The sequence below is a fragment of the Rhodococcus sp. IEGM 1307 genome (genome assembly GCF_030056915.1).
Classification (GTDB): Bacteria; Actinomycetota; Actinomycetes; order Mycobacteriales; family Mycobacteriaceae; genus Rhodococcus_F; species Rhodococcus_F opacus_D.
On sequence record NZ_JASHKW010000022.1, the window covers coordinates 18,674 to 30,796 of the forward strand.

Consider the following 12,123-nt stretch of genomic DNA (forward strand, 5'->3'; position numbering starts at 1 on the left):
CCGCGGTGTGCCGATGATCCGAGCGTCGCGGGGGAGCTCGCAGTCCGCGGCGATCACACGGCTGGCGTTGGTGTATGCCCGGCTGTGGGGCGCCCGCATCGCGTTCGACGCCGAGTTCGGCATCTTCGTGTGCAGCCGGATGCGGGGTGGGTACGCGCGCGGCGGGACGACGATCGGCGGCGCATTCCTCACCGGCCCGGAACCGGCGAGATCGCTGATGCGACACGAAGCGGTCCACGCCGACCAATGGGCTACGTACGGGTGGACCTTCGCGCTGCGGTATCTGTTCGAGGAGTTGCGGCACCGCGGTTCCCGGAACAGGTTCGAGATCGCCGCGGGCCTCGCGGACGGCGGCTACCGGGAGAGCTGACGGGTGATCTTCTCGGTGTCGACGCGCCTCGACCGGGCTGCGTCGTCGGCGTTGGTGACCTGCACGAGTGACGCTCCGGCTGCGAAGACGGCCACCAGACCGTCGATCAGGGCGTCGGGGGAGTCCCACGCCTCTTCGGACAGCACCCGGTCGGTACCGGTGATTCCCTGGGATTCGGCGGAGGCGAGCGCTGCGGCGAGGACGTCGTCGACGCTCTTGCCGGCCAGTGCGGGTCCGGCGACCGTCGGCCGGAACTGGTCGCCGTGGACGCGCACGGAGGTGGCGTAGTCGGTAATGCCGACGGGGAGGTCGGGGACGGGCCTGCCGAACGCGTCCAGCGACAGCGCCGCGACCTCGGGTACGTCCTCGACGTCGCCCAGGTGCTGGGCCGAGACGAGTGCGATCTCGGCGTCCGCGTCGGCTTCGAGGACGACCTCGGCGCCGGCCCACCATGCACCGAGCAGAACCGCGGCGGTCTGCCAGTGCGCGGGAAGGAGCACCGCGACGCGGGCGCCGGGCTCGACGCCGAATTCGTCACGCAGCAGGTTTGCGGTCTTGGCCGCCCAGTTGGCGAGGGTGAGGGCCGAGAGTTCGACCCGTTCGCCGGTCGCATCGTCGTAGAACGTGACGCGCGGGCCGGCCGGGTCGTTCTTCAGGATGGGGTCGAGCAGGGCGTCGGTCAGCGTGCGGGACGCATGGTTCATGGACACGATCCGTCTCTCGTTTTCTAGTTCACGCAACGCGGGCCCGACGAGCCGGCATCGATGGGTGGGCCGGGCGGTGCCGGGGTGGGGGTCGTTCCTGCTGTGGTCGCGGGCTCGAGGCCTGTCTCCGAGGACTCGGACGACGTGGTGGTGCCGGTGGTCTCGGCGGACGTCGGGCCCTGGTAGTCACTCGACAGCACCACCCGCACCGAGCCTTCGGGCAGTGATGCGTCGGTGTCCGTGGGGAGTCCGCCGAGTGCTGCGGCGACCGCCTTGGCGCTGTCGTCGTCCGCGGAGTGCGCGAAGACGGTGGTCTCGCTCAGCGACTGACCTGTGTAGTTGCCGACCTCGCCCTGGCCGTAGCCGAGCGACGTGAGAGCGTCGGCGACGCCGTTCGCGAGGCCCCCGACGTCGCTTGCATTTGCCACGTCGACGGTGACGGTCGAGGCGTCGATCTTGGGCGTCTCGGACGTGGTGGTGTCTTCCGAGTCGGTGGGTTCCTCGCCGACGAGACCGGCCACGTACTTCTTCACGTCCTTCGGCTTGACCTCGACGATGGACTCGCCGTAGTCGGTCATGCCGTTGAGATCCGCGACCGGAATCGTCTCGAACTGCACCTTGCCACCGGCGAGGTCCTGCAGTTGGGTGGCGAATTCGATGATGTCCCAGTCTTCGTCGAGCACCACCGAGCGTTGCACGGCGCCGCTGAGTTCGTTCAGCTTGCCGGGATCGCTGAGTGTCTTCGCGGACAGCACCTTGCCGACGAGCGAGGCCATGAACACTTGCTGACGCACGATGCGGTCGAGGTCGCCGCGGGGCAGGTCGTGGCGCTGGCGGACGAAGCTCAGTGCGTCCGCACCCTTCAACGTCTGCTCACCGGCGGGGAAGTGCGCGCCGGACATGTCCTCGTCCACCGGTTCGTTGAGGCAGACGTCGACGCCGCCGACAGCGTTGGTGAGGAGGACGAACCCGAGCAGCCCGACCTCGGCGTAGTGGTCGACGGTGATCCCGGTGAGATCGGCCACCGATTGGATGAGCGCCTCGCGGCCGGCCTTCGTCGACTCCTCCTCGGCTTCCTTGTCGGTGGCGCCGTCCTCGACGAGTTTGAGCCGCTCGGTCTCCTTGGTGGCGCCGTACGCGGCGTTGATCTTCGACATGCCGATGCCCGGCACGTCGACGTAGGAGTCGCGGGGGATCGAGATGGCGGTGGCGGAACTCCCGTCGTTGGGAACGCGGATGAGGACGATGGTGTCGGTGTTGGACGCCACTTCCTCGCCGGCCCGAAGTGAGTCGAGTTCCTCCTGGGACAGCGGGTTGCCGTGGGCGTCGGTGCGGCTGTCGGTGCCGACCATGAGGATGTCGACGGCGCCGTCGGCGCTTCCGCCGAGTCCCAGACCGCCCGCGGTTGCCAGATTGTTGCGCAGCGAGTCGATACTCCGCCAGGCGAATCCCGTCACGACGAGGGCGAGCACCGACAGCACCGCCACAGCGATGTGAATCGGCCGCCGAGCCGTGCTCGGGGGTGCGTCTGGTGCGGGTTGCTCGTGTGACACGGAAACCAGGCTACTGGTCGCCGCGCCGGGAGCAGGGAGGCGTCGATCGGCGTGCCAGACTGACCCCCGTGACGAACATCCTTGTGACCGGCGCCCGGGGACAGCTGGGCGGGCACCTTCTCCGACGAGCCGCGGCGACCGGAATCCCGGCCCGGGGTGTGGGGTCGGACGAGCTCGACATCACCGACCCCGGCGCGGTGAATGCGCAGGTCGAAGGCGGATCTGTGGTGATCAACTGCGCCGCGTACACGGCGGTCGACGCTGCGGAGTCGGATGAGGACACCGCCCGGGCGGTGAACGAGACCGGGCCTGGGAACCTGGCGGCGGCGTGCGCCCGGGTGGGTGCCCGGCTGATCCACGTCTCCACCGACTACGTGTTTGCCGGGCAGGGCGACACACCGTACGAGGTGGACGCCCCGACGGGTCCGGCAACCGCCTACGGACGCACCAAACTCGCGGGCGAACGCGCCGTCCACGCAGCGCTTCCGTCCGCCCACATCGTGCGCACCGCATGGGTCTACACGGGGATCGGCTCCGACTTCGTCTCCACCATGCTCCGGCTCGAGCGCGAACGTGACACGGTCGACGTCGTGGACGATCAGGTGGGCTCGCCCACATTCGCCGGCGACCTGGCCGATGCGCTGCTCGAACTCGCGGGGCGCAGCGACGTCGACGCGCCGGTCCTGCACGCCACCAATTCGGGCCGGGCGAGTTGGTTCGACCTCGCACGCGCAGTGTTCGAGGAAGCAGGCGCGGACCCGGATCGAGTCCGGCCGTGCACGAGTGCCCAGTTCGTGCGGCCCGCCCCGCGACCGGCGTTCTCGGTGCTGTCCGGAAGTGCGTGGGCCGCCGCCGGGCTGACCCCGTTGCGGCCGTGGCGGGACGCGCTGCATGCGGCTGTGCGTGCAGCGGTGTGAGGCGGACCCTCTCCCAGCGGCTACGCTTGCCCGCGTGAGTTCGAAGCTGGCCGTGGTGACGGTGACCTTTTCGCCAGGTGAGCATCTGGAGCAATTCCTGGGCACTCTCGCCGAGGCGACGAAAGAAGATCCGCAGGTCGTGATGGCCGACAACGGATCGACGGACGGCGCCCCCGAGGCCGCGGACGCGGCGCACGAGCACGTGCGCCTGCTGCGCACCGGCGGGAACATCGGCTACGGCGGTGCCATCAACAGGGCTGTGGCGGAGATCGACGACGAGATCGAGTTCGTCGTCATCGCCAATCCGGATGTTCGCTGGGCGCCCGGATCGATCGACGTACTTCTCGCGGCCGCCGAGCGCTGGCCGCGTGCCGGGGCGCTCGGACCTCTCGTCCTGGAACCCGACGGGAGCATCTACCCGTCGGCACGCCAGGTGCCCGACCTCGTGTCGGGTGCCGGGCACGCGATTCTGGGCACGGTGTGGCCGTCCAACCCGTGGACTTCCGGCTACCGCCAGGAAAACGAGACGGTCAGCGAGCGGTCGGTTGGCTGGTTGTCCGGTTCGTGCCTGCTCATGCGGCGCGCGGCCTTCGACTCGATCAACGGCTTCGATTCCCGCTACTTCATGTACATGGAGGACGTCGACCTCGGCGACCGCCTGGGCAAGGCCGGATGGCTGAACGTGTACGTGCCTTCCGCAGAGGTCACCCACGCGAAGGGGCACGCCGCGGGCAAGCATCCGGAACTGATGCTGCCCGCTCACCATCAGAGCGCGTACCGGTTCCAGGCCGATCGTCATCCCCACTGGTGGCAGGCGCCGCTTCGGTGGGCACTTCGGGGAGGATTGGCAGTGCGGTCGAAGATCGCCGTGGCTGCCGCAGTCCGGGAACGACGCACGAACCAGAACGAGGGGGGAACGACTCATGGCAATTGAGAAGACGACCGACGCAGTGGTGCTGGTCGGCGGTCAGGGAACGAGGCTCCGCCCGCTGACGTTGTCGGCGCCCAAACCCATGCTGCCGACGGCGGGTCTGCCGTTCCTCCAGCATCTCCTCGCGCGGATCGGGGCGGCCGGGATCACGCACGTGGTCCTCGGGACGTCTTTCAAGGCGGAGGTCTTCGAGGAGTACTTCGGCGACGGTTCCAAGCTCGGTCTCGAGATCGACTACGTCACCGAGACCGAACCACTCGGCACCGGTGGCGGCATCCGCAACGTTCTGCCGAAGCTGCGCGGTGACCACGCCATGGTCTTCAACGGCGACGTTCTCGGCGGCACCGACCTGGGCGCGATCCTCGACACCCACCGGAACCGGGACGCCGACGTCACCCTGCATCTCGTGCGGGTGGGGGATCCGCGGGCGTTCGGCTGCGTGCCCACCGACGCCGACGGCCGGGTCACCGCGTTTCTCGAGAAGACGCAGGACCCGCCGACCGACCAGATCAACGCCGGCTGTTACGTCTTCAAGCGCGAGATCATCGAACGGATCCCCGAGGGTCGTCCGGTGTCGGTGGAACGCGAGGTGTTCCCGTCTCTGCTGGCCGAGGACGCCCGCATCTACGGTCACGTCGACTCCTCGTACTGGCGCGACATGGGCACCCCCGAGGACTTCGTGCGCGGTTCCGCGGACCTGGTGCGCGGCATCGCACCGTCGCCTGCGCTCGACGGACCGCGCGGCGAGTCGCTCGTCCACCCGGGTGCGGGTGTCGCCCCGGGCGCGCTGCTGATCGGCGGGACCGTCGTCGGCCGCGGCGCCGAGGTGGGTGCGGGCGCGCGACTCGACGGCGCGGTGCTGTTCGACGGCGCCGTGGTCGAGGCCGGAGCGACCGTCGAACGGTCCATCATCGGTTTCGGCGCACGCATCGGGCCGCGGGCTCTGGTGCGTGACGCGGTGATCGGTGACGGAGCCGACATCGGCGCCCGGTGCGAACTCCTGCGCGGCGCCCGGGTGTGGCCGGGCGTGACGTTGCCCGACGGCGGGGTCCGGTTCAGCACGGACGTGTGAGAGATCAACGTACCCCTGCCCTGAAGGGCCGGGTTTGCCAGTCGCGTCCCCGACTGGCTGTCGGGTGCGCGCCGACTGTAGGCCGGTTGATTAGGCGGCCCAATAGCCGTGCGTCGTGGTCATGTACTTCACGTACCCCAGGTAGGCGATGTTCAACGCGGCATTGTGATCTGCCTGATCGACATGTCCACACCCGGCACACAAACCGATCCTGTGTGATCCGGTTCGCCTTGTCGACGTGCCCGCACGGGTAGCAGGCCTCGAGGTTCGCGCCCCGCGGCGATCCGGACCCGAGGCGTCCCAACGGATACGCGGGTGATCGGATCGGGTTGCCGAGCAACTTGCGGCCCGTTCGGGAGATCTCGGCTACGCCGACCCGGCGATCTGGGGAACATCCTCCGGCGACCGTATCTCGGCGAAACGCCCGACGCAGGCGCCGCTCCGCTAGCGCAGTCCGGCCAGGTGCACGAGCTGGTCGATCGTGGACTTCTCCGCGTTCGGCGGCAGTGCGTCCACCGGCCACCAGCGGAGGTCCGTCGATTCGGAGCTACGCACGATGTGGGCGTCGGGACGCGCGCGGACGACGAACCGGAGATCCAGGTGCCGGGTGGGCTGTCCGAGTGAGCACGTGATCGGGTGGGTGTGCGCCGACAGCAGGACGGGATCGATCCGGAGGTCGGGAATTCCCGATTCCTCGCACGCCTCCCGCAGCGCGGCGTCGACGACGGTCTCGTCGGAAGGCTCGCAGTGCCCGCCCAATTGGATCCACCGGCCGACCCGGGGATGCAGGGTCAGAAGCACGTGACATCCCCCCTCGTCCAGGACGAGGGAGGACGCCGTGATGTGTCCGGGTGCGTGCTCCCGCAGGCACCCCAGCGGCGCCGACGCGAGGAACGCGAGCATGGTGTGGCGCAACGATTCGTCGTTCTCGTCGAGCGTTTTCCAGCCCTCGAGTGCGGCGGTCGCGGTGAGGTGTAGTGATTCGGCGCTCATTGCGCGTGGGTCATCTCTCGATCAGGGCGTCGCCGGGGTCGGCGGCGTGTCGGGGGGTCAGTGGTTCGAGGGGGTGGCCGACGGCGATCGCGCCGAGGGGTTGCCAGTCGGCGGGCAGGTCGAGGGTGCTGCGGACGGTGTCGGCGGCGAAGATCGTCGACCCGATCCAGCAGCTGCCGATTCCCTTGGTCGCCAACGACACCAGCAGTGCCTGCACCGCGGCTCCGACCGCGACGGTGAACATCGTCGACTCCGCCGCCTGCCGACGCTGGTCGGGGTAGTGGTGGGCGCCGTCGGGGACGCAGAACGGGATGATCACCTCCGGTGCGTCGAACAGGATGTTGCCGCGGGCCACTCGCGCGTCGACCGCGTCGGCGCTCATCCCGTCGGCGGCCAGGTCGGTGCGCCACTGCTGCCGCATCCGGGTCAGCAGTGCGTCGCGGACCGCGCGGGTGCGGACCCAGACGAAGCGGACCGGTCGGGTGTGGTGCGGTGCGGGTGCGGTCAGGGCGTCCGCGATCGACGCCCGTACCGCATCCGGGTCGACCGGGTCGGTCGCGAAGTGGCGGACCGAGCGGCGCAGCAGCACCGCCTCCGCCCGGCCCCGTTCGACGGATTCGGCGGTGCCGAGCCAGAACAGGTCCTCGGCGCCGCGGCGGATCAGATCCTGTGCCCGCGAACCGTCGTCGACCAGATCCAGGCCCCGCACGACCGCGACCGGTACCCCACCGAGTTTGCCCTTGACCAGATCCCCCGCGGCGGCGATCTCGTCGGCGACCGCCACCTCCGTGACCACCAGTTCGTTGCCCTGACTGTCGCGGGACCCGGCGTAGCCGTGCAGCACCGGCAGCCCGACCGCGCCGATCGCGGCGTCGATCTGACCGTTGCGCCACGCCCGGCCCATGGTGTCGGTGACCACCACCGCCACCCGCACCCGGAGCGCCACCTCGATCGCATCGCGCAGGGCGCGGGCGCTGGCGTCGGGATCCTCCGGCAGCAACGCCAGTTCGGAGCCCTCGACGTTCGAGCCGTCGATCCCCGACGCGGCCTGCACGATCCCGAGCCGGTTCTCGGTGATCAGGGTCCGGCCCTTGCGGGCCACGATCCGCACCGCTTCCTGCTCGACCAGGCGCCGTCGGGCGGCGTCGCGTTCCTCCGGGTCGGAGGGCGAGGACACGATCCGGCCCTCGACCTTCGAGAACACCTTGCTGGTGACCACCAGCACGTCCCCTTCGGCGAGCCACGGTGCGGCCGCGACGATCGCCGCCGCGAGGTCGTCGCCGGGCCGGAACTCGGGCAGACCGGTCACCGGGCGGATCTCGATCGCCCCGCCCGGGGCGTGATCGAGCCCGGACGCACCCGCAGGGTCGCTCACAACGTCACCCCCGCCACGTCCAGCGCCGCCCGCACCATCGCCGCGGTGGCGTCGGGGTCGGTCATGATCAGCGGCACCCGGGCCACCTCCACACCGGGGATCTCGGCGGTGTCGGTGTCGTGGACCAGCCAGCCGTCGAGGATCCCGGTCCCGGACCGTGCCCCGTACCACCGGCCGATCGCCTCCGCCGAGGTGTCCACCCCGATCACGTCGAGGCATTCGTCGGCCATGCCCCGCAACGGTTTTCCGCCGACGATCGGCGAGATCCCGACCACCTTCGCCGCGGTGGTGCGCAGACCACCCCGGATCCCGGGCACCGCCAGGATCGCCCCCACACTGACCACCGGATTCGACGGTGCCAGCAACACGATGTCGGCGGCCTCGATCGCCTCGAGCACCCCCGGCGCCGGGGCGGCCTGCTCGGCGCCGATGTGCGCGAAGCTGTGCGTCGGGACCTGGGCGCGGTACCGCACCCACCACTCCTGGAAGTGGATCGCCCGCTGCTCCCCGTCCTCGGGATCGGTGATCACGACGTGAGTTTCACTACGATCGTCGGTCACCGGCAGCAAGGTCACACCCGGTTGCCACCGGTTGCACAACGCCTCGGTCACCGCCGACAACGGATACCCCGTCCGCAGCATCTGGGTGCGGATCAGATGCGTGGCGATGTCCCGGTCCCCGAGCCCGAACCAATCCGGTTTCGCACCATAGGCGGCGAGTTCTTCCTTCGCGTTCCAGGTTTCCCCGGCATGCCCCCACCCACGCTCGGTGTCGATACCGCCGCCGAGGGTATACATGCAGGTATCCAGGTCCGGGCAGATCCGCAGCCCGTGCATCCACACATCGTCACCGACATTGACCACCGCCGTAACGACATGGCCCGAATCGGCCCCCAGAAGTCTCCGCACACCTTGCAGGAACCGGGCCCCACCCACCCCGCCAACCAATACAGTCACGTTCACGGTGCAAGCCTAGGCGGTGGCCGCCCGCCTCCTGTGTGCTGCTTCCCCGGAGCGAATCGAGAGCGCGAAATAGTAATCGACTTTCGACGGTTAGCTTGACCGCGACACGCTGGGCGTGTCTAATCACAAATATGTCATTCCGACGTTGTGGGCGTGGAATCACTTGCAGCGGGGATCAATTCGAACGGTTGTTCGAACGGGTGGCAGGGGTGTTCGGTTCGGGGTACATGATCGATCGAAATTTTCTGCGCTATCACAGGTGAGGAGGCGGAACGATGCCCAATGAGCAGATCGAGTCGGAGACTCGCTGGAGCACAGTAAGCGACGAACCGCAGACCAATTCCGAAGCAGGCGCAGCGGACGGCGTCTGTGTTCAAGAAGTCTGTGTGCAAGAAGGCAGTGTGAAAGAAATTCCTGTGCCGGAACTCGTCGCACAGGAAGTCGAGACGACGGGCCCCCGCCCGGCGTTGAGTCTGGTGACCGGTTTCGACGAATTGTTCGAGACCATCGAGGATCAGTGGCAGGAACGCGCGCTCTGTGCGCAGACCGACCCTGAGGCCTTCTTCCCCGAAAAGGGAGGCTCCACCAGGGAAGCGAAGCGCATCTGCCTGGGCTGTGAGGTGCGGGACGAATGCCTCGACTACGCACTGGCCAACGACGAGCGGTTCGGTATCTGGGGTGGTCTGTCGGAGCGTGAGCGCCGGCGCCTGAAGCGGGGGATCGTCTAGTTCAGTCTTCGTCGCCCGGCAAATCCGGGTCGATGACCTCGGGTTCGACTCCGAGGTACGTACTCACCTGCTGTACGAGCACGTCGTGCACCAGGTCGGTGAGGTCGTCCGGGTCCTTGGCGCGCTGTTCGAGCGGTCGCCGGAACAGGACGACTCGCGCCCGCGTCGTGGATCCGTGCCGGTCGATGCCGGCCGGGATCAGTCGGGACAGTGGCACGGGCCCGTCCGCCACGACCTCGGCGGGCCAGTTGACCGAATCCGGGTCGAGCGCATGAATTTTCGGGACCTCGTCGACGGCGATGTCCAGCTTCGTCAGGCGTTCGCGCCAGCGCGCGTCGATCGGCGCGAACGCCTCGAGCACCACCAGATCGAACTTCTCTGCGCGGCTCCGTCGTGCCGGCGCGTCCGGAGGGAACACGGACCCGCGGATTCCCCGTCCCCGTCGGTCGACGGATCGGGTGGTCACGGGACGCCTGCGTCGTGCTCTGGACATGGTGTGGACATTACGACAGCCGCACACTCTCGGTGTGTCCGAGTAGGTGCCGGGCCTTCGTGGGGCTAGGCTCCCTAGCTGTGAGATCTCTGCGTCGATGCTGCCGCCCCGGGTGCAAGAACCCCGCTGTCGCGACGCTCACGTACGTCTACTCCGACTCCACCGCCGTCGTCGGCCCGCTCGCCACGGTCGACGAACCGCACTCGTGGGATCTGTGCGAAACGCACGCGTCGAGGATTACCGCACCCAAGGGCTGGGAACTGGTTCGGTACGAAGGTGGGTTCTCGTCGAGCACCCCGGACGAGGACGACCTGACCGCGCTGGCGGAGGCCGTGCGGGAGGCGGGCCTCGGCGATCGCGGGCGGTCCGAACGGACCCTGTCCACCGAGGATCGCGCGGAGACCGGCACCCAGCCCGGCCCGGCACGCACCGGTCGTCGCGGCCATCTGCGGGTACTTCCCGACCCTTCCAACTGACGTCCCCGCCTGCTTCGGGGCCTGCGGCCCGCGGCGTGCCGTGCCCGCGAAGGGCAGGCATTAGGCTTGCGCCAGCACTGGTGCTCGTAAAGGAGAAACAAGAAGTGGCGCGATCAGCCGAGTCCGTACATGCCGTGATCAAGGCTTACGACGTGCGGGGTGTCGTCGGTGAACACATCGACGCCGCGTTCGTGCAGGACGTGGGTGGCGCATTCGCACGACTCGTTCGCGAGGACGGCGCCACGAAGGTCGTGATCGGCTACGACATGCGCGCGTCTTCCCCGGACCTGGCCCGTGCATTCGCCGACGGCGTCACCGCCCAGGGCCTGGACGTAGTCCTCATCGGTCTCGCGTCCACCGATCAGCTGTATTTCGCGTCGGGGCTGTTCGACTGCCCGGGTGCGATGTTCACGGCGAGCCACAACCCGGCGAAGTACAACGGCATCAAGCTGTGCCGCGCAGGCGCGAAGCCGGTGGGGCAGGAGACGGGCCTTTCCACGATCGCGGCCGAGGTCGTCGACGGGGTCCCCGCGTTCGACGGCGCTCCCGGCACGGTGTCCGAGGAGGACGTGCTCGAGCAGTACGCGAGCTTCGTCCGCGGACTGGTGAACCTCTCCGACCTCCGCCCGCTGACGGTTGCCGTCGACGCGGGCAACGGCATGGGTGGGCACACCGTTCCCGCGGTGTTCGAGCCGATGCCGGTGAAGCTGGAGCCGCTGTACTTCGAGCTCGACGGCACGTTCCCGAACCACGAGGCGAATCCGCTCGACCCGGCGAACCTCGTGGATCTGCAACGGTACGTCCGTGAGACCGGTGCCGACATCGGTCTGGCCTTCGACGGCGACGCGGACCGCTGCTTCGTGGTCGACGAGCTCGGCAACCCGGTGTCGCCGTCCGCCGTCACCGCCCTGGTCGCGGAGCGGGAGCTGGCCAAGGAGCCCGGCGCGACCGTCATCCACAACCTCATCACGTCCCGCGCGGTGCCGGAGCTGGTGACGGAGCTGGGCGGACACCCGGTCCGCACCCGGGTGGGGCATTCGTTCATCAAGCAGCAGATGGCCGAGACGGGCGCGATCTTCGGCGGCGAGCACTCCGCGCACTACTACTTCCGCGACTTCTGGGGCGCCGACTCCGGGATGCTCGCCGGACTGCACGTTCTCGCGGCGCTGGGGGAGCAGGATCGTCCGCTGTCCGAGCTGATGGCGAAGTACGAGCGGTACGCGGCGTCGGGGGAGATCAACTCGACCGTCGCGGACGCCGCCGAACGGACCGACGCGGTGCTGTCGGCGTTCGCGGACCGCACCACGGTCGTGGACCGGCTCGACGGTGTCACGGTCGAACTGGCGGACGGCGCGTGGTTCAACTTGCGGGCCTCCAACACCGAGCCGCTCCTGCGATTGAACGTGGAGGCGGCGACGGCGGCCGAGGTAGATGCACTCGTTACCGAGATACTGGGCATCGTCCGAGCCTGACTGCCATAGTTGGAACTACAGGTTCTGCTCGTGTTGCGAATGTGGCTTGCACTGATGAAGAAAGGGGGTGCGGTGTC

The 12,123-nt window shown here is 68.8% G+C and carries 13 protein-coding genes; 7 read left to right on the plus strand and 6 right to left on the minus strand.

Annotation, left to right across the window (positions count from 1 at the left end; all coding sequences use genetic code 11):
- Positions 1-13: 13 nt before the first annotated feature.
- Entirely contained in the window at positions 14-370 is a 357-nt protein-coding gene (locus QM841_RS33110) for a hypothetical protein (RefSeq protein ID WP_280785200.1), read from the plus strand.
- On the opposite strand, the gene QM841_RS33115 is transcribed toward QM841_RS33110, so the two are convergent.
- Positions 355-1,074, minus strand: coding sequence for a TIGR03089 family protein (locus tag QM841_RS33115; protein ID WP_005563294.1), 720 nt, complete (start codon positions 1,072-1,074; stop codon positions 355-357). The genes QM841_RS33110 and QM841_RS33115 overlap by 16 nt on opposite strands.
- A 23-nt stretch (positions 1,075-1,097) precedes the next feature.
- On the minus strand, positions 1,098-2,627 hold the full coding sequence (locus QM841_RS33120) for an LCP family protein (RefSeq protein ID WP_502942675.1): 1,530 nt from the start codon (positions 2,625-2,627) through the stop codon (positions 1,098-1,100).
- A gap of 68 nt (positions 2,628-2,695) precedes the next feature.
- On the opposite strand from QM841_RS33120, the gene rfbD reads away from it, so the two are divergent.
- Genes rfbD through manB form a run of 3 tightly spaced genes read left to right on the plus strand, consistent with a single transcriptional unit; the run spans position 2,696 to position 5,547 of the window.
- Positions 2,696-3,544, plus strand: a complete 849-nt coding sequence (gene rfbD / locus QM841_RS33125; RefSeq protein ID WP_283335202.1) for a dTDP-4-dehydrorhamnose reductase — start codon at positions 2,696-2,698, stop codon at positions 3,542-3,544.
- Between the two features lie 34 nt (positions 3,545-3,578).
- A complete protein-coding gene (locus QM841_RS33130; RefSeq protein ID WP_283335203.1) occupies positions 3,579-4,478 on the plus strand; it encodes a glycosyltransferase family 2 protein in 900 nt (299 codons plus the stop codon).
- Positions 4,468-5,547: a mannose-1-phosphate guanylyltransferase gene (gene manB / locus QM841_RS33135; RefSeq protein ID WP_280785198.1), complete on the plus strand. Its 1,080-nt coding sequence runs from the start codon at positions 4,468-4,470 to the stop codon at positions 5,545-5,547. The genes QM841_RS33130 and manB overlap by 11 nt, the downstream gene beginning before the upstream one ends.
- A 444-nt stretch (positions 5,548-5,991) precedes the next feature.
- Here manB and QM841_RS33140 read toward each other — a convergent pair whose 3' ends face one another.
- The 3 genes from QM841_RS33140 to cofD are packed head-to-tail and all read right to left on the minus strand — an operon-like array spanning position 5,992 to position 8,877.
- Positions 5,992-6,540: an NUDIX hydrolase gene (locus QM841_RS33140; protein WP_283335205.1), complete on the minus strand. Its 549-nt coding sequence runs from the start codon at positions 6,538-6,540 to the stop codon at positions 5,992-5,994.
- Between the two features lie 10 nt (positions 6,541-6,550).
- Positions 6,551-7,915 (minus strand): coenzyme F420-0:L-glutamate ligase, encoded by a 1,365-nt coding sequence (locus QM841_RS33145; RefSeq protein WP_283335206.1) that lies wholly within the window; start codon positions 7,913-7,915, stop codon positions 6,551-6,553.
- Positions 7,912-8,877, minus strand: a complete 966-nt coding sequence (gene cofD, locus QM841_RS33150) for a 2-phospho-L-lactate transferase (protein WP_283335207.1) — start codon at positions 8,875-8,877, stop codon at positions 7,912-7,914. Before cofD ends, QM841_RS33145 begins: the two co-directional genes overlap by 4 nt.
- A gap of 467 nt (positions 8,878-9,344) precedes the next feature.
- Between cofD and QM841_RS33155 the strand changes: the two genes are divergently transcribed.
- The gene (locus tag QM841_RS33155; protein WP_166680705.1) at positions 9,345-9,605 is read left to right on the plus strand and encodes a WhiB family transcriptional regulator; all 261 of its coding nucleotides are present in this window, start codon (positions 9,345-9,347) and stop codon (positions 9,603-9,605) included.
- A gap of 1 nt (position 9,606) precedes the next feature.
- Here the strand turns inward: QM841_RS33155 and QM841_RS33160 are convergent, their stop codons facing one another.
- The gene (locus QM841_RS33160; protein ID WP_029539455.1) at positions 9,607-10,098 is read right to left on the minus strand and encodes a metallopeptidase family protein; all 492 of its coding nucleotides are present in this window, start codon (positions 10,096-10,098) and stop codon (positions 9,607-9,609) included.
- Between the two features lie 80 nt (positions 10,099-10,178).
- On the opposite strand from QM841_RS33160, the gene QM841_RS33165 reads away from it, so the two are divergent.
- Positions 10,179-10,574 (plus strand): DUF3499 domain-containing protein, encoded by a 396-nt coding sequence (locus tag QM841_RS33165; protein ID WP_280781622.1) that lies wholly within the window; start codon positions 10,179-10,181, stop codon positions 10,572-10,574.
- Positions 10,575-10,678: 104 nt separating this feature from the next.
- The gene (locus QM841_RS33170) at positions 10,679-12,046 is read left to right on the plus strand and encodes a phosphomannomutase/phosphoglucomutase (RefSeq protein WP_283335208.1); all 1,368 of its coding nucleotides are present in this window, start codon (positions 10,679-10,681) and stop codon (positions 12,044-12,046) included.
- The last annotated feature ends 77 nt before the right edge of the window (positions 12,047-12,123 follow it).

Bases quoted from the DNA above. Each gene is read 5' to 3' on its own strand.
- QM841_RS33110 (WP_280785200.1), top strand. From the start codon at position 14: ATGATCCGAGCGTCGCGGGGGAGCTCGCAGTCCGCGGCGATCACACGG.
- QM841_RS33115 (WP_005563294.1), bottom strand. From the start codon at position 1,074: ATGAACCATGCGTCCCGCACGCTGACCGACGCCCTGCTCGACCCCATC.
- manB (WP_280785198.1), top strand. From the start codon at position 4,468: ATGGCAATTGAGAAGACGACCGACGCAGTGGTGCTGGTCGGCGGTCAG.
- QM841_RS33140 (WP_283335205.1), bottom strand. From the start codon at position 6,540: ATGAGCGCCGAATCACTACACCTCACCGCGACCGCCGCACTCGAGGGC.
- QM841_RS33160 (WP_029539455.1), bottom strand. From the start codon at position 10,098: ATGTCCAGAGCACGACGCAGGCGTCCCGTGACCACCCGATCCGTCGAC.